Raw genomic sequence first — 24,866 nt, 5'->3', positions numbered from 1 at the left:
AATTCGAAAACAAATACAAATTGTGCAAATAATCTGACTGAATGGAGAAGCTTCGATGGAACAAGACAGTTCAGAGAGGTTGAATCAGATTACTTTGGCAGATATGGAATTTATTCCCAATACAGCCTATGTTTATTTTGAATTTTTTGGGACGTCAAATGTAGGGGAAAATGAACTCAAGGTTATTAGAAATGTTCATGTCCCATTAAAATAGTAAAATGGCAGGTTAGCAGTTCCTCTATAATGAAAACAGGGAAGTCGTAGCAGAGAAGGACTACAGTGGCAACGTCATTCGCTACATTCATGGACTGTGACTGATCAGCTCCGACAGTGAGAATGCCAGGACTTATTACCATTATAAATATAATGTGTTTGGTAATACCATAAGCTGTGAGGAAAGAGTAGAGAACCGTTTCCGATACCAGAGTGGTAAAACAAGTAAAAACGGATATGAATATTTAGATGACCAATTAGGTAGTTTAAAAGATAAAGTTAAGATAAATCAATATCAATCGGCAGAAAGTGTCAATGATTTGTGGGAAGCAAGAGGTTATAAATCACCTTATAAAGAAAAAACGGTTGTACAAAATATAACACTGACGGAAGATACAAAATTTGTTCGAGTGTACGATGGTGTAAATTCTAATTTAGAGGGTGGATGGGTTATGAGAGCTGAGGATATCAAAGGACTTACACCCAAAGAAATTCAAGCTGAATTTGCATTAGAGTATGAACCTATATTTATTGGTGAAGTAGAATTAAAGGCAGGAGATACAATACGTTTAGGTGAAGTTGGACCTAATTTTGGATATGATGGTGGCGGAATACAAATAGATTTGCAACAGCAATGGATTGGTGATTTTACTGAACTTGGAAAAATTGAAGACTGGAGGTAAAAGAATGAATGGAATAATTGTGGAAGGTAATACTTTAACTATTGGTCATACAAAAATTATTGTTAAATATCCAATTAAGAAAATTGAAAAAATAAATGGAAAATATATTGTTTTACTAAAGATTCCACGTGTGGAATTAGGAGTTGACGAATTAAATAATATTTTGTGTTATGATGAACAAGGTATAATGTGTTGGCAAATAAGTAATAAATTACCATCTAATATTGTTAGTAAAGAGCAAATTCCATATATTGCAATTCAAGTTATAGATGGGAAATTATATGCAACTGATTTTTGGGGAAGAAAGTTTAATGTTGATACAGAAAATGGGGAATTAATTGATGTTAAAATCGTACATTAGAAATATCTTCTATAATACTTGAGAAAAAGCGTAGAGGCAGATATGATACATAGGCATGCGGCCATATAGGATGAGTTATAGGATTTATTAGGGTTATACTTTCGGACTCCCAACAACCTATAGCCTCTGCATGTCTATTAATTATCCATCATAGCTGTTGCGAAGCAATTAAGAATCCATGATGTTAATTAATAGACACTAGCGAAATTTTGCCGAGCTGGGTATACGAACAAATATTGCAAAATGAATATGCTGATGTAACGCACTCCTAGCAACAGAATATTGCGAAAGCTTTGAAGCAAAAGCAAAAACCAATCCTCAGGGCACAAACAGCTCTGAGGGATTTTTTTCGCAAAAAATGAAAAAAGTAGAGAAATTTTTCCGGTGTGACTGCTGTGTGACCACCATAGTGTATAATGTAATGTAGAAAGAAATAACAAAGAAAACGATATTAAATCGGGAATAAAATGTGAGGTGAAGAGTGATTAATGAGAAAACTGAATTTTTACCACTGGGAAGTATCGTGGTTGTAAAGGGATATTAATTCCTGTTGACAATATTAAATTAAATAAATAGGAAAATTAATGTGTATGAATAATATTACAAAAAATAGATTGATTCAGGTTGGAAAGAACAACGAAAAATTAATACTGATTTGATCCGAAAGAAATATGATGAAATTGGATTAGAATATCCAGAAGTTGTAGATAAATTCTTAAAAGAATATGGCATGTTAAATATAAATCCTAGAGATAAGTGCTATTTTGATGTTTCGTTTAATGCAATCAAAGCAATTGGATGTAATCTTGATGGTTCATATTTTAAAGAGTGTTTAGCTGAATATGATATAAATGAAACAGTATATCCAATTGGAGAAGCTTGTAGAAAGAATTTATTAGTACTAATGACATTAACAGAATCGTTTTATTGTTTTACAGATGGGCTATTATTATTTTTGGGTGGTTCAGTTGATGAAATGCTTGATTGTATAGTAGGAGAATGTAGAAAGCCAATAGAAATTGAATAGGTGATAATTGATGAAGACAAGATTCAAAAAGATATGTCAAAGCGGATGTGTATGCAGTTTGAAGTATCTAGAATTGATATTTGGTAATATCAAATGCAATTTGATAATGAAATTATTGAGGCTGCAGAACATGAAGGAAAAGTATAGAGATTTCCATTTTGGAGAATTTATCGAAAAGCCAAATCAGTGTGGATATTTTGAACAAAATGGAAATTGGTATACATACGTAATAGATGAAAGAAATTTTTGTATATTTACAGGACCATTTAATGGGAGCGCAATAATATATGCGTTTTCTATAGAAGCTGGAAATGGAAGATTATGGGAAAGCGAAAAATATAAGTTTTGATAAAAATACAGGAGAAATACAAGGGATGATGATTACAAAATAAAATTGATGAATAAGTAATGCCTGCTGATTAAGAAGATATCTGTAATTTCTAAATTTTATGTTTGCATCGCTTATACCATAATCAGAACAAATGCACAGTGGTATATTATTTTTTTAATATTTAGAGTGACAAAACAATATATTTATAATAAAATGATATTGTTAAATTATTAATAAAAAGCATACTAAAGAGAGGAGAAAGTTATGCAGGACATTAGTATCATTGGAATTATTGTTACAGTTGTTGTTCTTGTTATCCTGTTGTTTATGGCAATCGGATACGTGAAGGCACCGCCTGATATGGCGTATATCATTTCAGGTGTGAAGAAAAAGTCAAAGGTAGTTATCGGAAAGGCGAGCATACGTATTCCGTTTTTTGAGCGTCTTGATAAGCTGAATCTCAGACTGATACCTATCGATGTAAAGACGAGCAATGCAGTACCGACAGCAGATTATATCAATATCAACGTCGATGCTACGGTAAACGTAAAGATCAGTAATAATCCTGAAAAGCTACGCCTTGCGGCTGAGAATTTCCTTAACAAAAACACAGAGTATATTGCTGGTGTTGCCAGAGAGGTTCTCGAGGGTAATGTACGTGAGATTGTTGGAAAAATGAAGCTTGAAGAGATGGTCTCAGACCGTCAGAAGTTTGCCAATCTGGTAAAAGAGAATGCAGAGCCTGATCTTGCGGCAATGGGACTTGATATCATCAGCTTTAATGTGCAGAATTTTGTGGATGGCAACGAGGTAATAGAGAATCTTGGTATCGACAATATCGTAAAGATTAAAAAGGCCGCCGCCATCGCAAGGGCAGAGAGTGAGAGAGACATCAAGGTAGCTCAGGCTTCGGCTGACAAAGAGTCAAATGATGCAGCGGTTGCAGCACAGACAGAGATTGCCAAGAAACAGAATGAGCTCGCTATCAAGAAATCAGAACTTCAGATGGAGGCTGATACAAAGAAGGCTATGGCGGATGCGGCTTACGATATTCAGAAGGAGGAGCAGCGTAAGACCATTGAGGTTGCCACAGCAAACGCTGATATTGCAAAGCAGGAGCGAGAGATTGAGTTAAAGCAGAAAGAGGTTGCAGTAACAGAGCAGTCTCTTGAGGCAGAGGTCAAGAAAAAGGCTGAAGCCAATAAATACGCGGCACAGCAGCAAGCAGAGGCACAGCTCTACCAGCGTCAGAAGGAAGCTGAGGCAAGACAGTTCGAGGCACAGCGTCAGGCGGAGGCACAGAAAGCAGAGGCAGAAGCCATGAGATATGCCAAGGAGCAGGAAGCTGCCGGTATCCGTGCAGTCGGAGAGGCAGAAGCATCAGCTATCCAGGCAAAGGGTATTGCAGAGGCTGAGGCTATGGAGAAAAAGGCAGAGGCATATGCCAAGTACAATAAGGCAGCCGTTGCAGAGATGATGATTAAGGTGCTGCCTGATATCGCAGCCAAGGTTGCAGAGCCACTTGGACAAATCGACAAGATTACTATTATCGGTGGCGGTGATGGCGAAAATGGTGTAGGCAAGGTTGCCGGAAATGTACCGGTTGTAATGGCAAAGGTATTTGAGAGTATGAAAGAGGCAACAGGTATTGATTTATCTGAGATTATCAACGCTGATTCATATGACGCAAAGGTAAATCGCAACGTAAATGTAACCGGACTTGATGGAGTAAATCTCGTTGTAAATGCGGATACGGACAAAAACGGTGAAAAGACTGAAAATTAAATAGTGTTATATTAATCCGCTATACGATAGGTGAGTATAGCGGATTTTTAATATTTTCTGAAAAAAGACAAATATTTGAAAATTACAGGATTATATGATATATTTTGTTGCATAAAAGCAGATTGCCTGTACATGGTGACATATATAAATAATGAAGAGGAAAAGCTATGAACGATAAAAGAAAGATAATAGAAATATTTATAATTGTTGCGATAGTAGCTGCACTGGCTGCAGTTGCCACATTTTTTGTGATTAAGTCAGCAAAAAACGAGGCTAAGGGCTCGTCACAGATGACGGAAACAGCCACAGAGGATAGTTCAGACAAGGAAGACCCGCAGCATACGGGAGACAATGCCGGCTCAATGAGTGTGACATCTGATGATGGGGCTTCTGCGGATGAGACACAGATACTGTCTGCAAGCTCTGTTGCGGAAAACAGTAACCTGACCTTCGGAATTGATGTATCTAAATATCAGGGCACTATAAAGTGGGACAAGGTTGCCGCAGGCGGAATTGATTTTGCAATGATACGTGTGGGCTACAGAACCCAGAAAACAGGCGAGATGTGTGTTGATACAAATGCAAGATACAACATGCAGGAGGCGCAGAAAAATGGCATAAAGGTCGGGGTATATTTCTTTTCATCAGCAGTAAATGAAACAGAAGCCATTGAGGAGGCAGACTGGGTAGCAGACTACATCTCAAAATATCAGATTACATATCCGGTGGCATTTGACTGCGAGGGCTTCACAGACTCAGCCAGCAGACAGTATGGCATGTCATCAGAGGCACGCACCAAAGTAGCTGAGGCATTTTTGCAGGAAATATATAATAAAGGATATACACCTATGTTTTACGCTGCAATGAATGAGTTGTCGGCAAACAGCCAGTGGGATACTAAAACACTTGAGAGCAGGTACAAAATCTGGGTGTCACAATATCCGGACACAGCTTACCCGGAAACACCACAGTCATCTTATGAGGGCACACATGCCATGTGGCAGTATACCAATAAGGGAAAGGTGTCAGGGATTGATAAGCCGGTAGATTTGAATGTGGCATACTTTGGTTTTGATGAAACAGAGTCTGCAAAAAATGGGGATGCGGCTGACGATGCAACAGCTGATCCGGAAGCAAATATGAAGTTTTCGGATGTAAATGAGACCGTAACTGCCAAGGAGAGCGTCAATCTGAGGGATATTCCAAGTCAGGGCAATGACAGCACAATTAAGGTAACGCTGAATAACGGTGATACAGCAACAAGAACAGGCGTCAGTGACAGTGGATGGTCACGTGTCGAATATAATGGACAGACATATTATGCCATTTCAAACTACCTCACAACAGATATGAACTATGTAGTTCCCGGGCAGGACGGAAGTGGCAGCGGAGACGGACTGAAGACAAAGTTCAAGGAGTGTAATGATACTGTCACTGCAAAAATAGAGGTTAATCTGCGTGCACTTCCAAGTGTCACAAATCCGGATGCTACAGTTGTTGCAACGATAAAAAATGGGGAAACCGTCACCAGAACCGGAATCAATGAGGAGTTTGGCTGGTCACGCGTGGAATATAATGGACAGACACTTTATTGTGTGACAAGCTATCTGAGTGTGCAGTAATATAAGTAAATAAAAGCGATAGAACCACTTGCAACGCAGGTCATATTTGCAGCAGATGTGGCTTATGAGTCTGTTGACAGCGGCAGTGCATTATTGACAGATGAGTCACAGAAGGTGACAGTACAGCTTCAGAATGGAACAGCAGTTATTCCGCAGGGTGCAGATATTGAGACTGCTAAAGCGGCAATAGCAAAAGCGCTTGTTGTAAACGCAGACGAAGTTGATGTAAAAAACCTTGATTGGGAGTACGAGTGCGAGGGCAAGGATAAGACTAAATTACAGAAAAATACAGCATTCGGAAGCTTAGAGGGCTTTACGAGCACAACAACGAAAAAAATACTTTGGAATACTGTAACAACAGAATATAATCATCCAGCATTTTTAGAAAACGGTGAAGGAGATTTCAAATTCAGACTTAAGGGAAGCGATGAGGTTGTTACACTCCACAGAGCTTACAAGTATGAATCATCATTTGTTTTAAAGGATGCTCCGTATGAAGTGAGCATGGCTTTTAACGCGGATCAGTCATATGATTTTGATGCTACAGCAAGAGCAATTTATGATGCTGTGATAGCAAAGACAAATCCGGCAGGGCTTACATATGATGATGTGGCAATGGAGTACAATGCCGGAACAGATATAATACCAAACTGGCAGCCACTTAATTCTACAAACTGGACTGCAGCATTTAAAAAATTTGGTCCGGGAGAGTGGACTATCCGCATAAAGTGGGATGGAAATAAGAACTATAAAGGTACACAGACACAGGTAAATGTGACTACAGCCGATAACCGTATAGCAGCGGCCGTTGTATGCAGGGAGGGAGTATCTTTTTCATACAATATGGACACTGCCGTTATGAAACAGTCAATATTTGATCAGGTAATTGATTGGGACAACAGTACATTGCCTGCAAAGGATACGTTAAGTGTTGATGATTTTACAATGGAATACTATGGTGTTGATGATGTAGCCGGAGTTGAGGGAGTCACCAGGCAGTGGGCTCCGATAGAAGGCGGAAAGGTTAATTTACTTACTTATCTGCAGATGGGTGCAGGAGAGCAGCAAATCCGTATAACATATAAAGGCAATGCCGAGTATCGTCCATCAGCATCAGCAGAGACTAGTGTGACCGTTAATAAGGCAAAGGTAAATGTTAAAGTAAAGTCAACAAACATTTATGCCGGAGATGCACTACCACAGGATTTTGTTACAACAAATCCTTCAGACAGGTTTGATGTATATACAATCTATGCCGGTCTTACAAGCAATGTAAATGCAGGCATTTATCTTCAGATGCCTGAGAAGTATACAAACAGCACAGTACTTAAGCTTATAGATCCGGTTGTTTCAAAGCTATATGGAAAGTCCTTTACACAGATGATGCAGGACGGTATGACAGTCGGAGAGCTTAGAAAACTTTTCAGCACACAGGAGCTGCTTGACACGTTGAAGAAGCTTCATATAGATATGGGTACAGTTGGACAGATTCTTGAGATAATAAATAAGCTTCCTTCTGTTGCAGACACAGTGAGAGTGTCATTTGGTACTCCAAACCGTGCCGGTCTTTATACGGTGACAGCGGTTACCGATAACAAGAATTATGAGACAGGTGTTGGAGTTGGTGCTTTACTTGTCAAGATGCATTCAAAAGGAACTAAGCTTAGTTGGAATCAGAGCTTTACAAATGGGAAGCTTAAAGCCTCAGATGTAGCATCCTTTGATTTTGGAGCAACGCTATCATATGATGGTGATGTCTCAATCAGCCAGAGCAATGTGCATTATCTATACAGTGGCTTTACAAGCAAGTGGAAGCCATATTCAAGCACAAAGGCTCCTACAGAGCCGGGCAGATATGTAGTCACAGTAGTTACAATTGGTGGCAATTATCAGGCAGCTCCTATTACTAGAAGCTTTCAGATCGTAAAATAACTAAAATCCGCTATACTTTAAAACAAAGTATAGCGGATTTTTTTGATAAATTTATGGAATCTATTTTTCAAGAATACCTGGAAAGGAGCATTAAAACTTATCTTCGTGGCGACAGCGGATTCTCTTCCCAAAACTTTATGAAACCTGTGAGAGTAATGGCTGTTTCCTATTGACATTTCAGTTTATCGGGAGTAAACTATAATTAGTTTATTAGCGATAAACTGAAAGGAGAAATCTTTATGGCTGAGATGAAGATGGGCGTAGTGGAATCCCACTTTGCCGATATTATTTGGGCGAATGAGCCTTTGCACTCCAGAGAATTGGTAAAGCTCTGTGAAAAAGAACTGAACTGGAATCGCTCCACCACCTATACGATATTACGCAAGCTTTGTGAGCGTGGTATCTTCCAGAATAATGGTGGCATCGTTTCCTCTGTTCTGTCTAAAAATGATTTCTATGCCGTTCAGAGCGAGCAGTTCGTTGACGAAACCTTTGAAGGTTCCCTTCCTGCTTTCATTGCGGCTTTTACACAAAGGAAGGGTATTTCTCAACAGGAAGCTGCGGAGATTCGACGCATGATTGATGCAGCCGCCGGAAAGGAGTAATCTATGAGTTCATTCTTTTTGAAAATTGTAAATATGAGTATCGCCGCATCTTGGCTGATCCTTGCGGTCGTACTTTTGCGTGTGGTTTTGAAAAAGGCACCTAAGTGGATCAATGTCCTACTGTGGGGTATCGTAGCTTTTCGATTGATTTGCCCATTCAGTTTTGAAAGCGCATTGAGCTTGATTCCAAGTGCCGAGACCATCAGTCCTGAAATCATGATGGACTGGACACCAGAAATCTCCACAGGCGTAAGCTCTATCGACAAGGTAGTGAATCCAATTATTACGGACACCTTTGCTCCAGAGCCAATTGCAAGCGCAAATCCACTTCAGCTTTTGATTCCTGTGCTGGCAATCGGATGGGCAATAGGCATCATAGCCATGCTCGTTTATGCTGCCGTCAGCTATTTCCGCTTGCAAAAGAAAGTCGGTGCATCCCTTTCTGTGCGGGACAACATTTGGATTTGTGACGATATACAAACACCTTTTATTCTTGGTTTCTTCAAACCGAGCATCTACATTCCCTCCGGGACAGATGAAGCACAGTTGCCCTATATTATTGCCCATGAGAATGCTCATCTGAAACGCTGTGACCATTGGTGGAAACCGTTGGGGTATTTAGTGTTGGCAATCCATTGGTTCAATCCTCTTGTATGGATTGCGTATATTTTACTTTGCCGAGATATTGAACTTGCCTGCGATGAAAAAGTTATTCGTGGACTGAATCAAAACGAGTCTATTTCTTATTCAGAAGCTCTGCTTTCTTGTAGCGTGAATAGAAGAACAGTTATGGTTTGTCCACTTGCCTTTGGAGAGGTTGGCGTCAAAGAAAGGGTGAAAAATGTGCTGAATTACAAGAAACCTGCATTTTGGATTGTTGCTATTGCTGTGGTTTCAAGTATTGTTCTTGGGGTATGTTTCCTGACAAATCCGAGTTCATTCCCAGTGAAACTTGATTCTGTTCAAATTTCCAAAGCAAGCACCATGGACTTTAGAACAAATATCGGACCGACCACATTCCAATTATCCGCAGCGGAAATTGACGAGTTGAGCAGTCGTATTAAAAACTTAAAGATTGGTCACAAAGACCAATCTTTGCAAGGTCATACACCTTTCTATTCCCTTCATGTGGATACCAAGGAAAACGACAGAATCACATTCAGCGGTTTTGATTCCAACGGAAATCAAGCAGCAATTCTGTATGAGAATGTGTATTACCGAATAACTGACTCTGACTTTATCAGCTATTTACAACGCATCTGTGCCGGGGAAACCAGAACAGAATCGATTAACGAAACCAATGTTGATACAGCAATCCATAATGCAATCATGGAACATAACAGCGATAGATACTACAAAGGTGTTTTTGCCTGCGAAAGCCATACTGTATTGGCTACAGAAGCCGGTGGGGCTGCAAACTCTGAGGAGAATGAGACATTGACCGTATATGTTCTCACTCTTTATGAGGAATATAATTTGTCCGAAGAAGGGATTGAAAGTGTCGGTGGAGGTTGTGGTCCTGTTGCCCTAACTTTCAATGTGACAGAGAATGGATATGAACTATCTGAATATTGGGAGCCGGGAGATGGCAGCCAATACTCTGATGATATTCGTAAAAAGTTCCCGGAGGATATATTAGATGAAGTCTGGAATCCTCAGGATTATGTGGATGCAATGACAGCAGAAAATGAACAAAAGGCACTCGAATTTTCGGCACAAAAGTGAGATTTCAAAGATTGATAATGAACGCAGTGTTTTAGGGAATAAAGTCAAAAAAATAAAATGTTATTAATCTAAAATCATGCATAAAGTAGAAATAGTGTAAAAATGTCATGGATATAATGATAGAATTGTTTGAAAAAGTGCGTTAAAATACAAAATAACGAAATACGTAAGTAAAGGGGCATTTTATGGAATATTCAGCAATTTTTCATGACATGGATAAAAGATTCTGCTATGCGATAGATAAGGATTTGTTTGTGATACGCGTGCAGGTAAAAAAGGATGATATGAAGGAGGTAATCCTTCACTATGAGGACAAGTATATACCTATGGAGCGCAAGGATACGCGAATGACACTTCCTATGAAGAAGGTAGCCACCTCGCAGTTTCACGATTATTATGAAGCACAGCTTCAGATGCATCTGATATGTCTGAGATACTTTTTTGAATTTACAGACATGCAGGGTGAAAAGGTATATTACGGCAATTATGAGTTCGACAAGGAGTGCATCACAAACAGGGACAGAATGTTTGACTGCCCGCAGAACCTCAGGGAGGAAGAGATGTTTGAGGTGCCACAGTGGGCAGCAAACAAGGTAGTGTATCAGATTTTCCCGTCGCGCTTTGCCGCAACACAGCCGGTAGACAAAAAGCTGTGGTATAAGGCTCCGATTACGCCTATGGATGATCTGCATGGCAATCTCAGAGGAATCATAGAGCATCTGGATTATATTAAAGATTTGGGAATCGATGTGGTGTATCTGACACCAATCTTTAAATCAAATTCGTGCCATAAGTATGATACCATTGATTATTATCAGGTTGATCCATCATTTGGAACAACAGAGGATTTAAAGGAGCTCGTACAAAAATCTCACGAGCGTGGCATGAAGGTAGTGCTGGATGCGGTATACAATCACACAGGAAGAGAATTTTTTGCATTTCAGGATATACTTGAAAAGGGCGAAAAGTCAAAATATCTTGACTGGTATTTTATCGACGAGCTGCCGCCTAGGGGTGAATGGGGAGAAATTCCGAACTTCAAATGCTTCGGCTATTACGGTGGAATGCCAAAGCTTAATCTGAAAAATCCTGAGGTTGAAAAATACATCACGGATGTTGCCTGCTACTGGATTAAGGAATGTGATATTGACGGATGGAGACTGGATGTAGGAGACGAAATCAGTCATTTCTTCTGGAAGAATTTCAGAAAGGCAATCAAGGCAGTAAAGAAGGATATGCTGATAATTGGTGAGATATGGCACTACGCAGGAGACTTCCTCGAGGGAGATGAGTGGGATACTGTCATGAATTATCCATTCTACCTGAATCTGATAGACCTGCTTGCAGACGAAAAGATTAATGTCAGCCAGTTTGTACAAAATCTTGGATATCTGAAGGGACGCTTAAACAAAAAGTGCTATCCGCTGATGTGGAACCTGATTGACAGCCACGATACAGCAAGATTTTTACATCTGTGCCATGATAATAAGAAAAAGCAGCATCTCGCAGCAGCCTTTCAGCTGCTACTGCCGGGAATGCCTATGGTTTACTATGGCGATGAGTATGCCATGCCGGGAGCAAACGATCCGGACTGCAGACGAGGCATGTACTGGGATGAAGAATATCAGGACAAGGAGATGTATAATTGGTATAAGAAGCTCATGCAGGTTAGAAAAACACATGCATGCATTGTAGAGGGCGAAATGATTGAGACAATCACAAATGACGATGATGATACGATTGTTATGATCAGAAAAAACGGCGAAGAGACAATCGCAATGCTTTTCAATTGCGGCAGCAGTGTAAAGGAATTTAATGAGTATGCCGAGAAATATAATCTGCTGACAGATAGCGCATTTGACGGAAAAGTAGAGGGGCTTGACGCTGCCGTAATTGTGCTTTAAAAATTATATGGACAGGAAATTGCAGGCAGCTGCTTTTTCCTGTTTTTTTGCATAAAATCAATTCTGTTGAGGTAAAATTGAGATTGACATTGTATTGTATGAGTATAAAATACAAGGAATCAGGTGATGTACAATGAAAAGGCATAAAATATGTAAAATTATTTTTGCTATACTGGCAGTTTTTTTATGTGTGGCTTTTTATGAGTTAATCGGAATCTGCATCACATATAAAAAACAGCCGGCGGTGTCTGATGCTACTATAAAGGAAACACAAAATATTATGAGTGTGGCGGGGAGAGAGAATACGGAAAGAGCAGTAATCATTGAAAAAAATTCGCAGGCTCTTTTAGAAAGAGTTAGATTAATCCAAAATGCAAAGGATGAAATAATCCTTTCTACATTTGCATTTAAATCAGACGAAAGCGGAAAATTGATTTTAGGAGCACTGCATGATGCGGCAGACAGAGGCGTACATGTCCGCATATTGGTAGATGGAATGGAGAGCTGGATTGATATGGAGGGTAATCCATATTTTTATGGATTATCTTCGCATGAGAATGTTGAGATTAAGCTGTACAATAAAGCAAATCCGCTTAAGCCATGGAAGACAATGGGAAGAATGCATGATAAATATCTGATTGCAGATGGTAAAATATATATTCTTGGCGGAAGAAACACATATAATTATTTTTTGGGTGATTTTCCGGGGCATAAAAATTTTGACCGGGATGTGTTAGTTGTCTGCGATGAGCCACAGAAAGATAATTCGGTCAATCAGCTTTGGAATTATTTTGAAACAATATGGGAACAGGAGGACTGTCGGTATTTTCATAACAGTAAAAAATTAGCTGACAGACAATCTGTAAAGAAAGCAGTTTTAGAGCTGCAGGAAGGGTATCAGCAATATTTTGAAGTTAATAAGGAAAAAATTTGTGATACAGATTATGCGGATGAAACCTTTGAAACAGAAAAGATTACATTGTTATCAAACCCAATCCACACCCAAGCTAAGGAACCGGTGGTATGGTATCAGCTGGGAGAATTAATGAAAAATGCAAAGGAACGCGTAAAAATTCATACACCATATATTATTTGCAATGATATGATGTATAATACATGGGAGGAAATTGCACAGAAGGTTCCGGACTTTTCTATTATGACAAATTCTGTTGCAAATAACGGAAATCCATTTGGAGCTGCTGATTATGCCAAAAACAGAAACAGAATTTTAGAAACAGGAATTGATATCTGGGAATATGAAGGCGGTTATTCGTATCATGGAAAAAGTATTCTGATTGACGATGATCTGTCAGTAATAGGTTCATTCAATATGGACATGAGAAGTACTTATCTGGATACAGAGCTGATGCTTGTAATACGCAGTAAAGAGATTAATAAACAGCTGGAGGATGGCATGATGGAGTATGAGAGCGTGTCCAGACAGGTATTAGACGACGGAACATATTATGATCCGTATCATGTAAAGCCGATTGAATTAACAGAAAAACGTAAAAGAAAGGTGTTTCTGGTACAGCATCTGCTTGGATGGGCAAGGGATTTGTTTTGATTAAAGGAGAACATAAAGCGTGTTTAAGATATTAATTGTAGAAGATGATAAGGAATTAAGTCTGTTATTCCAAAAGGTGCTTGAAAAGAGCGGATATCAGGTCAAAAGTGCGTCGGATGGAGCACAGGCACTGGAGGTATTGGACAGAGAATATATTGATTTAATCATTTCCGATATAATGATGCCGGTTATGGATGGATATGAACTTGTGTCGGAGCTTCGTTCGGCGGGATATCAGATACCGGTGCTTATGATTACTGCAAAAAGCAGCTTCGATGATATGCGTCAGGGCTTTCTTTCGGGAAGTGACGACTATATGGTAAAACCTGTAAATGTCAATGAAATGGTTTTAAGGGTAGGGGCACTGCTTCGTCGTGCACAGATACTGAACGAACACAAAATTGTGATTGGCTCAACCGAGCTTGATTATGATGCAATGACAGTTGTGACCGGTGATGAAGCGCTTGTCCTGCCAAAAAAAGAATTTCTGCTTTTATACAAGCTGGCAGCTTCACCGGGCAGGACATTTACGAAGCAGCAGCTAATGGATGAGGTATGGGGATATGAGACGGAGGCAGACCCACATACGATAGAGGTACATATAGGAAGAATCAGGGAGCGTTTTAAGGAAAATCCGGATTTCGAAATTGTAACAATGCGTGGTCTGGGATACAAGGTGGTGAAAAAATAATGGAGTATAAAAAGAAAAAAGAATTGCGTATCCGCTCATGTCTGACCGGTGCAATCTGGCTGGCACTTGCATTTTCTATGCTGATATCAGCCTTATTGTTTGCATTTTTGAATCATTTTTTGGATTTACCCGGGAAAATACCGGGCCTTGGCTGGCTTTTGATTTTTAATACATTGATAGCAGGACTTATTACATCATTTATCAATGCAAGGCTGCTGGAGCCGATTACCAGGCTCGGTAAAGCAATGAAAGCAGTTTCCCAGGGAGATTTTGAACAGCATTTGGAAACAAACAGCCGCATAGCCGAGATTGGAGAATCCTATCAGAGCTTTAATGTCATGACAAAAGAGCTTCGTGCAACAGAGATGCTGCAAATGGATTTTGTATCCAATGTTTCCCATGAGTTCAAGACTCCAATCAATGCAATTGAAGGCTATACGATGCTGCTCCAGGGAGATGAGCTGTCACAGGAGCAGGAGGGGTATGTAGAAAAAATCCTGTTTAATACTCAAAGGCTTTCCGGTCTTGTTGGAAATATTTTATTGTTATCAAGGCTGGAAAATCAGAATATTCCAATGAAAAAAACCAAATATCGTCTGGATGAACAAATCCGTCAGGCATTTCTTTCATTGGAAGACAAATGGACTGAAAAAGGAATTGGCTTTCAGGTGGAGATGGAGGAGGTCAGATATGTTGGAAATGAAGGGCTTTTTATGCATATCTGGATGAATCTTTTGGATAATGCAATCAAGTTTAGTCCTGAAAATGGGACAATCACCATGTTTCTGAGGCGTGAAAATGATTCTGTGCAGTTTATTCTGGAAGACGAGGGACCGGGAATAGCGGATGATGCAAAAGCCAGAATATTTGATAAGTTTTATCAGGTGGATGGTTCCCATAAAGCCGAGGGAAACGGCCTTGGCCTGGCACTTGTGAAAAGAATTGTAGACATCGCCGGTGGAACAATCAAAGCTGAAAACCGGGAATACGGTGGATGCAGATTTGTAGTACAACTGCCAATAAAGAATTATAATGAGTAGCTATTTAGAACATGATAGTTACAATAATAAAATAATAAGATAAAAGATAGGAGAATTTATATGACATTTTATCAGGAACTGCAGTTAAATCAGGCCGGCTCCAAAAGCCTGCTGAAAAACAGTAAAACAATGAAAGAAAAACTATACCATGCGTTTGTATATATGGTGAAGATAGCTGTCACAATGGTTTTTTGCTTTGCCTTTGTCACTGCCTCAAGCATCATATTGGGAAAGGATAACAGTATTGTAGGAGTAGTGGTTTTATTATGCGTTATGGTATTTCGCAACGCTGATCTGGGAATCCATACCCGACATTCTACATGGCTTTTGGCATTGTTCTTTGTAATTATGACAGTATGTCCGCATCTGGCAAATCAGCTTTCACCGCTTCCTGCACTGCTTATAAACATTGCAGCTCTTGCAGTGATGATTTTGTTCGGATGCCATAATCCATTTATGTTTAATCAATCCACACTGGTTCTTGGCTATTTATTGTTATATGGATATGATGTGTCAGGAAAAAGCTATATGCTTCGAATAGCAGGGATGGCCGCAGGGGCTGTCCTTACATGCCTGGTATTTTACAGAAATCATAAAAACAGAGACTATAAAAGAAATATGAAAGCTGTAATTGAGGAGTTTGACCTTTCTTCATCACGTACAAAATGGCAGCTGTGCCAGATACTATGCGTACCGTTAGTTCTATGTATTGCACAGCTTTGCAATATGCCGCGTGCAATGTGGGCAGGTATTGCAGCCATGTCTGCCATCCTGCCGTTTATGGAGGATATGCAGTACAGGGTCAAAAAAAGGATTGTCGGTAATATTGCCGGGGTTATATGCTTTACGGTATTATACTTCCTGCTTCCGCCATCAATCTATGCGTACATAGGAATCATAGGTGGAATCGGCGTGGGATTATCGGCACAATATGGCTGGCAGGCTGTTTTTAATACATTTGGTGCTCTGGCTATAGCTGCAGAGAGCTATGGGTTAAAGGGAGCAGTCAGCCTCAGGGTGATTCAGAATGTGTTTGGAGTCGTTTTTGCGTTGGTATTTTGTGCTGTATTTTATAGAATTATGTCAGTGAAAGTATCGGTGAAAGAGGAAACTGTATAATATAAGTGGAAACGTGTAATCAGTCATGAGGAATTGTATTCTTCAGATGAAACAGCCACAAAATCCAAAGTGAAGGAAAAGGTAAAACAAATATGAGTCAGATAATATTGGCGTCGGCATCACCGCGCCGAAAGGAATTATTAGAGCAGATTGGGGCAGAGTTTGTTGTCTGTCCTGCAAAGGGAGAAGAGATAATCACAGAGGAGGAGCCATCTGCGGTTGTCATGGAGTTATCCCGTCAAAAGGCAGAGGAGGTAGCGTCAGGTGTGCTTACCTACAATGAACAGCATGCAGAGCTTGTGACACCGCAGGATATTCTTGTAATCGGAGCGGATACGGTAGTGGCTTATGAGAATCAGATTCTTGGAAAGCCGAAGGACGAAGAAGATGCCAGGCGTATGCTTTCGATGCTTTCGGGAAAAACGCACAGTGTCTATACAGGGGTAACGTTTGTTTTTATTGACAAAGCCGGAAGAACCGGAGAACACTGCTTTTATGAGAAGACGGATGTCAGTATGTATAAATTGACAGAAGAGGAAATTGACCGCTATATTTCAAGCGGGGATCCGATGGATAAAGCAGGAAGCTACGGGATACAGGGACGCTTTGCCATCCACATTAAGGGAATACATGGTGATTACAATAATGTGGTAGGGCTTCCGGTAGCGCGCCTGTATCAGGAGCTTAGAAAGCTTGGAGTTGATGTTTAGCGAAGTCTTTTTTTAATAGCCGGTCCGATAAGCATGGCAATTATCATTTTTATCAGGTCGCCCGGGATAAATGGGAACACACATATTGAGAGCGCACCGCTGACTGTGCTTTTTGCCTCAAAGCAGAACCATGCTGTACCGAGCACATAGCATATGATAGTTCCGACAATCATACCAATGAGCTGGAGCCAAGGCTGGTGGAAATGATCGATTACAAGTCCTGCAATAATTGCCATGGCAATAAAACCGATGATGTATCCGCCTGTAGGGCCGGCAAGCTTAGCTGGGCCACCGGTGAAGCCTGAAAATACAGGGATTCCGACAAGTCCGATAAGCAGGTAAATGAGGTAGCTTATAGTTCCACGTTTCCATCCGAGCAGATATAATGAAATATATATGGCCAGGTTTGTCAGTGAAATCGGTACCGGCCCAATCGGGATAGATAATGGTGCAAGAATACATGTGACAGCTGTCATGAGCGCTGTTACCGTTATGGCATAGGTCGTTCCATGCTTGTAGTCTATAGTTTCTGTCTGGTTCATGATAAAATCTCCTTTTTGTAAATTTCATAGTAATTTTTGTACGGTTAACACATTAACATGAAAAGATGTCGATTGTCAACCATAACTGCAATAAAGGTTTACAATTATCGGGGAGTAATGAAAAAATATACTAACATCGGTATATACGTACGCTATTCGGAAAACATGGATACTTGGAAAATGTCTGAAAATGTCTGAAAATCATTAAAAACAATCGACATTACAGCCAATAAACGCTATAATAGATACATTAAGATAAATGTACTGGGACTTGTATTATCCACAGCCGTCACGCGGTACGGCTGTCGCGGATAGCGTCAGGCCCCGGGAAGGGGAATTATATGCAGGATAAAAAGCAAAAAAAGGCAAAAATACAGGTTATATTTCTAATTCTTATTTCCACGCTTGTTATTTTAGCGGATTTTTATGCGATAATTAATTATCCAAAGGAATACATGCTCATTGCAGCAATCACAGTTATCTTTATGATTTGTCTGTGGGGAGTGATAAGCGGATTTTTCTCACTGAGTGCTCTAAAGGAGGACAGGAGGGAGGAACAGTATGACAGTATTTTTAAGTCGGAAAAGGCATCTTACCTCATGCTTAGAAAGTATTTTGATGAGATAGAGGGAAAGATTGAGATACTGCAGAAGGAGTCAAAGATTCCGACTGAGGATATAATCAATGCACAGAAGGGAATCGCAAAGGTTGTTATCAACAGGAATAAGGAAAATGCTGATGCGATTATGAACTCTAATGAACAGCTTATGGAGACTTTTGAACATCTTGAGAATAAGCTCAAGGAGAGCAATGATTTCATTATTGAGAGCCAGAAAAATGTGATTTATGATAACCTCAAGGACATTATGGAAAAGCAGCAGGTTCTGTCTGACAGCATAAAGGATATGGAAATCCGTCTGAGTCAGGCAATCACAGCAAATCCTATTCAGTTTACAGCAAATGTTGAGATGCCTAAGCAAACGACCGACGCACCACAATCAGCACCGGCCATGGAGGCGATACCTGAACCGGAATCTGTACAAGCGAATGAGTCAGAACAGATACCTGAGCCTATTCAGATAAATGAGCCGGAGCCTGTAGTTGAGGCACCACATGTACCTGAACCTGAATCGGTAGTAGAGCCAAGTCCTGTTGCAGAAGAAGCTGTTGCAGATACGACAAACAGCGATCCGAACCGCCAGCTGAGTGCAGATGAAATAGCAGCACTTTTTGCAAGTGCAAACGCAGGTGCGACAGAACCTGAATCAGATCCGGCAGAGGAAGTGATTACGGAACCGGTCACAGAGGCACCACATGTACCTGAGCCGGAGCCAGTAGTAGAGCCAAGCCCTGCGGCAGAAGCTGTTACAGAGCCAAGCCCTGCGGCAGAAGCTGTTGCAGATACGACAAACAGTGACCCGAACCGCCAGCTGAGTGCAGATGAAATAGCAGCACTTTTTGCAAGTGCAAACGCAGGTGCGACAGAACCTGAATCAGAGCCGGCAGAGAAAGTGATTACGGAACCGGTCACAGAGGCACCTCAGGCACCTGAGCCGGAGCCTGTAAGTGAACCGGAACCTGCAAAGTCTCCGGTTGTAGATTTGAATAACACAAATCGTAATCTGACACCGGATGAGATAGCAGCTTTATTTAGCAGTATGTAGTATTTTGGTAACTATTCAGTAAAGAAATATGCGGTATTGCATATTTCGTAAAAAATGAAGAAATAATATTTTGTAATTATCTCACAAATATGTTAAAGTGTGCATGTTATAAAAATATGCACACTTTATTTTTTTGAAAGGAAATATAAAAAATATATGGAAACAATCAGATTTGACGAATTAGAACTAAACCCTAAGATTTTGCGAGGCATCAAGGATATGGGCTTTGAGGAGGCAACTCCAATACAGGCTCAGGGAATCCCGGCAGTGCTTTCGGGCAGGGATGTAATCGGACAGGCGCAGACCGGAACAGGAAAGACAGCAGCCTTTGGTATTCCGGTGCTTGAGAGCGTTGATGCATCAAGTCACAAGACACAGGTTATCATCCTCTCTCCTACAAGGGAGCTTGCCATCCAGGTGGCAGATGAAATCAGGAAGCTTGCAAAATATATGCATGGTGTGAAGGTACTTCCGGTATACGGAGGACAGGATATCAGCCGCCAGATTAAGGCACTTAAGGGCGGTGTGCAGATTATTATCGGAACCCCGGGGCGTCTTATGGATCATCTCAGGAGAAAGACAATCAGGCCTGACCATGTAAAGACAATAGTGCTCGACGAGGCAGACGAGATGCTCAACATGGGCTTTAGGGAGGACATCGAGACAGTGCTCGAATACCTGCCACAGGAGCATCAGACAGTACTCTTCTCGGCAACAATGCCAAAGCCTATTTTGGAAATTACAAGAAAATATCAGCATGATGCCATCAACATCAAGATTGTGAAAAAAGAGCTGACAGTCGCAAATATCGACCAGTATTACTATGATGTGAAGCGCAAGGACAAGATAGATGTACTCACAAGACTGTTGGATTACTATAATCCAAAGCTCTCACTTGTATTCTGCAACACCAAGAAGATGGTCGATGAGCTGGCATATGAGCTTTGCGGGCGCGGCTACAGTGCAGAGGGACTTCATGGCGATATGAAGCAGGTGCAGAGAGATCGTGTCATGAAGAACTTCAGAAACGGAAAGACAGATATTCTTATTGCCACTGATGTCGCAGCGCGCGGAATTGATGTGGATGATGTGGAGGCTGTTTTTAATTATGATCTGCCTCAGGATGACGAGTATTATGTACATAGAATCGGCCGTACAGGAAGAGCAGGCCGCTGTGGAAAGGCATTCTCCTTTGTAAAGGGCAAGGAGGTATATAAGCTCAAGGACATACAGCGCTACTGCAAGACAAAAATCTATGCACAGCCAATTCCATCATCTGATGATGTTGCCAAAATCAGGGCAGAAAAGATTATGGACCAGATTTCCACCATTATAGATGAGGAAAATCTCACAAGTGTCATTGATATTATAGAGAATCAGATAAATGAGTCAGATTACACAGCAATGGATATAGCGGCGGCATTTTTATACCAGGCTATGGGTGCTTCAGAGATATCCACAGCTGAATCAAAGGACGACTATGATTTCCACAATACAGGAGCAGAGGATGGCATGGTACGTCTGTTTATCAACGTAGGAAAGAAGGACAAGATAAAGCCGGGTGACATTTTAGGTGCCATTGCAGGCGAGTCAGGCATGCCTGGCAGGCTTGTCGGTGCAATCGACATGTACGATAAGTATACATTTGTTGAGGTACCGGCTGAGTATGGCAAGGAAGTGCTTAATGCCATGAAGAATGCGAAGATAAAGGGCCGCTCTGTGAACATGGAGCCTGCAAATTCACGATAGCAAAGTCAGGCTTTTCTGATAACGCATCAGCTTTTCTTGTTCTCAGTGGTTCTGAATAGTTACGATGGTTGTATAAAAAATACCGGGACACAAAAAGTGTTGCCCGGTATTTTTGATTACTTGTCGTCATCGATTCCCCAATGCTCTTTCATGTAATCCTTTCCCATTCCTCCGCCGATATCATTTTGATTTCTGCGAAGATAATTTACAAATATTCCACCAACAACTGCAAAAATGATAAGTGCTGCAAGTACTACCATATGGTCTCCCTTCTGAAACATCTGTCAGTTTCAAAAAAAGCTGTAATTATTTGTTCGAAAATAAACGAAAAACAATTGGTTGCCATCATTATAGCAGAATTGTCAGATAAGTCAATACACAAATCAGCTATTGTTTACACTAAAGCGTAACTAACCTGCGTTGCTGATTATACTGTTAGTTGTGAACAGTAACGTGGCCGTGGCTAGTCACACTGTTAGTTGTGAACAGTAACCGACCGGCAGCGAAATTACGCGTCAGCCAGCATCAGCACATGCTTCACAATTGATTTGATTATATTAACCGCAGTCTCCATACCCTCCACTGATATGTGCTCAAATGGGCCGTGGAAGCCGTAGCCGCCGGTACCGAGGTTTGGACAAGGAAGTCCCATGAAGGATAAACGTGCGCCGTCTGTACCGCCGCGAACCGGGCGTGATAGCGGCTCTAGACCGTTTTCCTCTATAGCAGCCTTAGCCAGGTCGATAATGTACATGTTGTCCATTATGATTGAAAGCATATTCTCGTAGGAGTGGGTGATAGTCAAAGAAACAGTGCCCTCACCATATTTTTTGTTCATCTCTATCTCAAGAGAGCGGAGAGTATCAAGTCTTTTAGCAAAAAGAGCCTTGTCGTGGTCGCGCACAATATATGACAGATGGGCTGATGCTACATCACCGCTCATATCACACAGATGGTAAAAGCCCTCTCTGCCCTCAGTTGTGGCAGGAGTCTCGTTTGCAGGCAGCGCTGCGGCAATCTCGCAGCCAACCAAAGCAGCATTGACCATAATGTCCTTTGCTTCGCCCGGATGCACGTTGACGCCCTTTATGGTAAATTCAGCGCTTGCGGCATTAAAGTTTTCATAGGCCACCTCGCCCTCGTAATCACCGTCCACGGTGTAGGCAAAATCTGCCTCGAAATAGTCCAGATCAAACAAATCCGCACCCTTTCCGACCTCTTCATCAGGGGTAAATCCAACCCAGATATCGCCGTGAGGAGTGCCCTCTGCGATAATCTGCTCTAAGGCGGTCATAATCTCAGCCACACCGGCCTTGTCATCGGCACCAAGCAGGGTAGTGCCATCTGTGGTAATGAGAGTGCGTCCGGTGAGGGCTTTAAGCTCAGGAAAATCGCTTACTCTCAGGTATTCGCCACTGCCTCTAAGCAACACATCGCTTCCGTCATAGTGACGCAGCAGCTGTGGCTTGACATTTTCCCCGGAAAAATCAGGAGCAGTATCCATATGTGCAATAAATCCGACCGCTTTTTTGTGTTCCATGCCGGCAGTGGCAGGCAGTAGACCATACACGTAACAATGGTCAGTGAGCACAACCTTGGATAAGCCAAGCTCCTTAAGCTCTGACTCAAGCTCTCTTGCGAGTGCAAATTCCCTGTCACTGCTTGGTATTTTATCACTTGCTTCATCAGATGTGGTGTGATAGCCCACATATTTTAATAATCTTTCTTCTACTTTCATTATCAGTAAATCCTTTCTGAGAGACTTTGGATTGGAAATCTGGAATAAAAAGTCTCTGTATATAGAAAATAATATAGCTTAAAACGGTGTAAAATCAACTGTTTTACAAAAAATCTAAAAAAAAATTTAAAAAAATTAAAAAAAGTGTTGCATTTCTATAAACTATACTATATAATAAATTTCGCGTTAAGGAAAACGCAAACAAATTAATAAACGCGCTTCTAGCTCATTTGGTAGAGCACCTGACTCTTAATCAGGGTGTGCAGGGTTCGAGCCCCTGGAGGCGCACTCAAAGGTACCGGTTTTATGGACGTATGAGCCATAGGGTTGGTGCTTTTTTATTATATCATGAAGCCTTGCTTCATGATCAACATTCGTCGTTCGCCGAATGCATAAATGCATTCTTCTCACTTGCACTCATTATATCATATGCTTACGCATATGATAGGCCTGCGGCTGATACTTATGCGCATTCGCGCGTGATATAATTCGCTACGCTCATTATATCATGATTAAAGAATTAAAAGGTATCATGTCATTATTTAGATAGGCTGGCAGCTCAGGCACACAAAAAGTGAAATTAATATTGAAATTTTGAAATAATGAGTTTATACTGTTGAATAGGAAAAAAGTAACATTTGGAAAGATGCTTTGGTCGGAGTAAAATATGATGAATGGGGTAGACAAATATTCAACAGACAATATAGCGGATAACGAAATGATAATTGCAGTAGATGACGTGGTAAAGAAGGACTATGACAGTGCGGTTGTACGTATAAAGAAAGCGCTTGCGCGCTTGAAGAGCACCGGTCACGTGGAAAAATATGCAGAGTATCTCAATATCCTGGGATTGGTATATGAGCTTGAGAACGATGAGTCAAAAGCCTTTGAATGTTATCTGGAGAGCCTTGCCACGGCAGAAATTATCCGCTCGAGAGATCTTAAGGCTATGGTTTACAGTAATATCAGTTCAAGCTATAGCAAGATGGGAAGAGATAAGGAAGCGCAGAGATATTTCAACGATGCCAGAGACGAATATGACAGTTCCTCAGAAAAATCTGAAGAATGTCATAAAAGCTGGGTCATGTTTGACTATATAAATCATGCGATTAACGACAGATATGTTGCATTATCTTGAAGCAATCAGCTTGCAGATAGGGTTTCCGACAGCAGAGAATTTCTCCTCGTACTCGGTCATGATGTTGCCCTCATTCATTGCAGCATCATGATGCAGGTCGCGTGTACTGGCGTCGAGGTGCCATTTATCAGAGCTTTCAATCTCTTCCAGAGAGAAGGTGAAGAGGTCCTGGTTGTCAGTCTTGAACTCTATGCGTCCGTCAGGTGCGAGAAACAAATCATATCTGGCAAGAAATTCGCTTGAGGTGAGGCGTCTTCTTGCGTGCCTGTCCTTCGGCCATGGATCGGAAAAGTTCAGGTAAATGCGGTCAACCTCATTACGGTCAAAAATATCCGGAAGAGTTGCGGCATCAATGCACAAAAAGTGCACATTTGGCAGCTCGTCCTCCTGCATTTTTTGTACAGCACGAAGAAGCACACTGGTATATCGTTCGATACCTATATAGTTAATCTCGGGATGAAGCCGTGCCAGATCCATCAGAAATCTGCCCTTTCCCATACCAACCTCTATATGAATCGGATTATTGTTTCCTAAAAAATCATGCCATTTTCCTTTTAATTCAACAGGCTCCTTTATGCAATAAGGGCTGTTGTCGATGACTTCACCGGCGCCAGGGATATTTCTAAGTCTCATGTAAATCTCCTTATAAAAACGTAAAATTTCATATAGATAATACCCTACAATTGTGTGGGTGTCAAAATAAAATGGAAAAATACGATG

At 40.9% G+C, this 24,866-nt stretch carries 23 protein-coding genes and 1 tRNA gene; 20 read left to right on the top strand and 4 right to left on the bottom strand.

Annotated features, from left to right (window positions below; all coding sequences use genetic code 11):
* Positions 1-55 precede the first annotated feature (55 nt).
* The 16 genes from EUBREC_RS14830 (at position 56) to EUBREC_RS14755 (ending at position 17,315) form a co-directional block, all read left to right on the top strand.
* Positions 56-214, top strand: coding sequence for a hypothetical protein (locus EUBREC_RS14830; RefSeq protein WP_012744059.1), 159 nt, complete (start codon positions 56-58; stop codon positions 212-214).
* Between the two features lie 154 nt (positions 215-368).
* Positions 369-896, top strand: a complete 528-nt coding sequence (locus EUBREC_RS14825) for a hypothetical protein (protein ID WP_012744058.1) — start codon at positions 369-371, stop codon at positions 894-896.
* Positions 897-900: 4 nt separating this feature from the next.
* Positions 901-1,257, top strand: coding sequence for a DUF7957 family protein (locus tag EUBREC_RS14820; RefSeq protein ID WP_012744057.1), 357 nt, complete (start codon positions 901-903; stop codon positions 1,255-1,257).
* Positions 1,258-1,912: 655 nt separating this feature from the next.
* On the top strand, positions 1,913-2,284 hold the full coding sequence (locus EUBREC_RS14815; RefSeq protein ID WP_012744056.1) for an SUKH-3 domain-containing protein: 372 nt from the start codon (positions 1,913-1,915) through the stop codon (positions 2,282-2,284).
* Positions 2,285-2,294: 10 nt separating this feature from the next.
* Positions 2,295-2,633, top strand: a complete 339-nt coding sequence (locus EUBREC_RS14810) for a hypothetical protein (RefSeq protein ID WP_012744055.1) — start codon at positions 2,295-2,297, stop codon at positions 2,631-2,633.
* Between the two features lie 246 nt (positions 2,634-2,879).
* Positions 2,880-4,400, top strand: coding sequence for a flotillin family protein (locus EUBREC_RS14805; RefSeq protein ID WP_012744054.1), 1,521 nt, complete (start codon positions 2,880-2,882; stop codon positions 4,398-4,400).
* Positions 4,401-4,567: 167 nt separating this feature from the next.
* The gene (locus EUBREC_RS14800) at positions 4,568-6,022 is read left to right on the top strand and encodes a GH25 family lysozyme (protein ID WP_012744052.1); all 1,455 of its coding nucleotides are present in this window, start codon (positions 4,568-4,570) and stop codon (positions 6,020-6,022) included.
* 57 nt (positions 6,023-6,079) lie between these two features.
* Positions 6,080-7,954 carry a hypothetical protein gene (locus EUBREC_RS14795; RefSeq protein WP_012744051.1) on the top strand — a complete coding sequence of 625 codons (1,875 nt, stop codon included), beginning with the start codon at positions 6,080-6,082 and terminating at the stop codon, positions 7,952-7,954.
* Between the two features lie 239 nt (positions 7,955-8,193).
* Positions 8,194-8,559, top strand: coding sequence for a BlaI/MecI/CopY family transcriptional regulator (locus tag EUBREC_RS14790; protein ID WP_012744050.1), 366 nt, complete (start codon positions 8,194-8,196; stop codon positions 8,557-8,559).
* A 3-nt stretch (positions 8,560-8,562) separates the two neighbouring features.
* On the top strand, positions 8,563-10,284 hold the full coding sequence (locus EUBREC_RS14785) for a M56 family metallopeptidase (protein WP_012744049.1): 1,722 nt from the start codon (positions 8,563-8,565) through the stop codon (positions 10,282-10,284).
* A 185-nt stretch (positions 10,285-10,469) separates the two neighbouring features.
* The gene (locus tag EUBREC_RS14780) at positions 10,470-12,188 is read left to right on the top strand and encodes a glycoside hydrolase family 13 protein (protein ID WP_012744048.1); all 1,719 of its coding nucleotides are present in this window, start codon (positions 10,470-10,472) and stop codon (positions 12,186-12,188) included.
* A gap of 133 nt (positions 12,189-12,321) precedes the next feature.
* Positions 12,322-13,755, top strand: a complete 1,434-nt coding sequence (locus EUBREC_RS14775) for a phospholipase D family protein (RefSeq protein WP_012744047.1) — start codon at positions 12,322-12,324, stop codon at positions 13,753-13,755.
* Between the two features lie 19 nt (positions 13,756-13,774).
* Positions 13,775-14,446 carry a response regulator transcription factor gene (locus EUBREC_RS14770; RefSeq protein ID WP_012744046.1) on the top strand — a complete coding sequence of 224 codons (672 nt, stop codon included), beginning with the start codon at positions 13,775-13,777 and terminating at the stop codon, positions 14,444-14,446.
* Positions 14,446-15,486, top strand: coding sequence for a HAMP domain-containing sensor histidine kinase (locus tag EUBREC_RS14765; RefSeq protein WP_012744045.1), 1,041 nt, complete (start codon positions 14,446-14,448; stop codon positions 15,484-15,486). The genes EUBREC_RS14770 and EUBREC_RS14765 overlap by 1 nt, the downstream gene beginning before the upstream one ends.
* Before the next feature lie 60 nt (positions 15,487-15,546).
* Complete coding sequence (locus tag EUBREC_RS14760) at positions 15,547-16,605, top strand: FUSC family protein (protein WP_012744044.1); 1,059 nt, start codon at positions 15,547-15,549, stop codon at positions 16,603-16,605.
* A 92-nt stretch (positions 16,606-16,697) separates the two neighbouring features.
* The gene (locus EUBREC_RS14755) at positions 16,698-17,315 is read left to right on the top strand and encodes a Maf family protein (RefSeq protein ID WP_012744043.1); all 618 of its coding nucleotides are present in this window, start codon (positions 16,698-16,700) and stop codon (positions 17,313-17,315) included.
* Here EUBREC_RS14755 and EUBREC_RS14750 read toward each other — a convergent pair.
* Positions 17,312-17,857 carry a biotin transporter BioY gene (locus EUBREC_RS14750; protein ID WP_012744042.1) on the bottom strand — a complete coding sequence of 182 codons (546 nt, stop codon included), beginning with the start codon at positions 17,855-17,857 and terminating at the stop codon, positions 17,312-17,314. The genes EUBREC_RS14755 and EUBREC_RS14750 overlap by 4 nt on opposite strands.
* A gap of 341 nt (positions 17,858-18,198) precedes the next feature.
* Between EUBREC_RS14750 and EUBREC_RS14745 the strand changes: the two genes are divergently transcribed.
* Together EUBREC_RS14745 and EUBREC_RS14740 are read left to right on the top strand one after the other, a co-directional pair.
* Positions 18,199-19,521, top strand: a complete 1,323-nt coding sequence (locus EUBREC_RS14745; protein ID WP_012744041.1) for a hypothetical protein — start codon at positions 18,199-18,201, stop codon at positions 19,519-19,521.
* A gap of 156 nt (positions 19,522-19,677) precedes the next feature.
* Complete coding sequence (locus tag EUBREC_RS14740; RefSeq protein ID WP_012744040.1) at positions 19,678-21,270, top strand: DEAD/DEAH box helicase; 1,593 nt, start codon at positions 19,678-19,680, stop codon at positions 21,268-21,270.
* Positions 21,271-21,386: 116 nt separating this feature from the next.
* On the opposite strand, the gene EUBREC_RS17835 is transcribed toward EUBREC_RS14740, so the two are convergent.
* Positions 21,387-21,530 carry a hypothetical protein gene (locus EUBREC_RS17835; protein ID WP_155514874.1) on the bottom strand — a complete coding sequence of 48 codons (144 nt, stop codon included), beginning with the start codon at positions 21,528-21,530 and terminating at the stop codon, positions 21,387-21,389.
* Positions 21,531-21,778: 248 nt separating this feature from the next.
* Positions 21,779-23,008, bottom strand: a complete 1,230-nt coding sequence (gene pepT, locus EUBREC_RS14735; RefSeq protein ID WP_012744038.1) for a peptidase T — start codon at positions 23,006-23,008, stop codon at positions 21,779-21,781.
* A gap of 215 nt (positions 23,009-23,223) precedes the next feature.
* On the opposite strand from pepT, the gene EUBREC_RS14730 reads away from it, so the two are divergent.
* Together EUBREC_RS14730 and EUBREC_RS14725 are read left to right on the top strand one after the other, a co-directional pair.
* Positions 23,224-23,296: transfer RNA gene (locus EUBREC_RS14730), tRNA-Lys, on the top strand.
* Between the two features lie 379 nt (positions 23,297-23,675).
* Complete coding sequence (locus EUBREC_RS14725; RefSeq protein ID WP_012744037.1) at positions 23,676-24,146, top strand: tetratricopeptide repeat protein; 471 nt, start codon at positions 23,676-23,678, stop codon at positions 24,144-24,146.
* Here EUBREC_RS14725 and trmB read toward each other — a convergent pair.
* Positions 24,138-24,779: a tRNA (guanosine(46)-N7)-methyltransferase TrmB gene (gene trmB / locus EUBREC_RS14720; RefSeq protein WP_012744036.1), complete on the bottom strand. Its 642-nt coding sequence runs from the start codon at positions 24,777-24,779 to the stop codon at positions 24,138-24,140. The genes EUBREC_RS14725 and trmB overlap by 9 nt on opposite strands.
* Between the last annotated feature and the right edge of the window lie 87 nt (positions 24,780-24,866).

This window comes from Agathobacter rectalis ATCC 33656, assembly GCF_000020605.1.
In the GTDB taxonomy this organism is placed as follows: domain Bacteria; phylum Bacillota; class Clostridia; order Lachnospirales; family Lachnospiraceae; genus Roseburia; species Roseburia rectalis.
The sequence above is the reverse complement of the archived record's forward strand: the minus strand, read 5'-3'. Positions and strand labels throughout refer to the sequence as shown.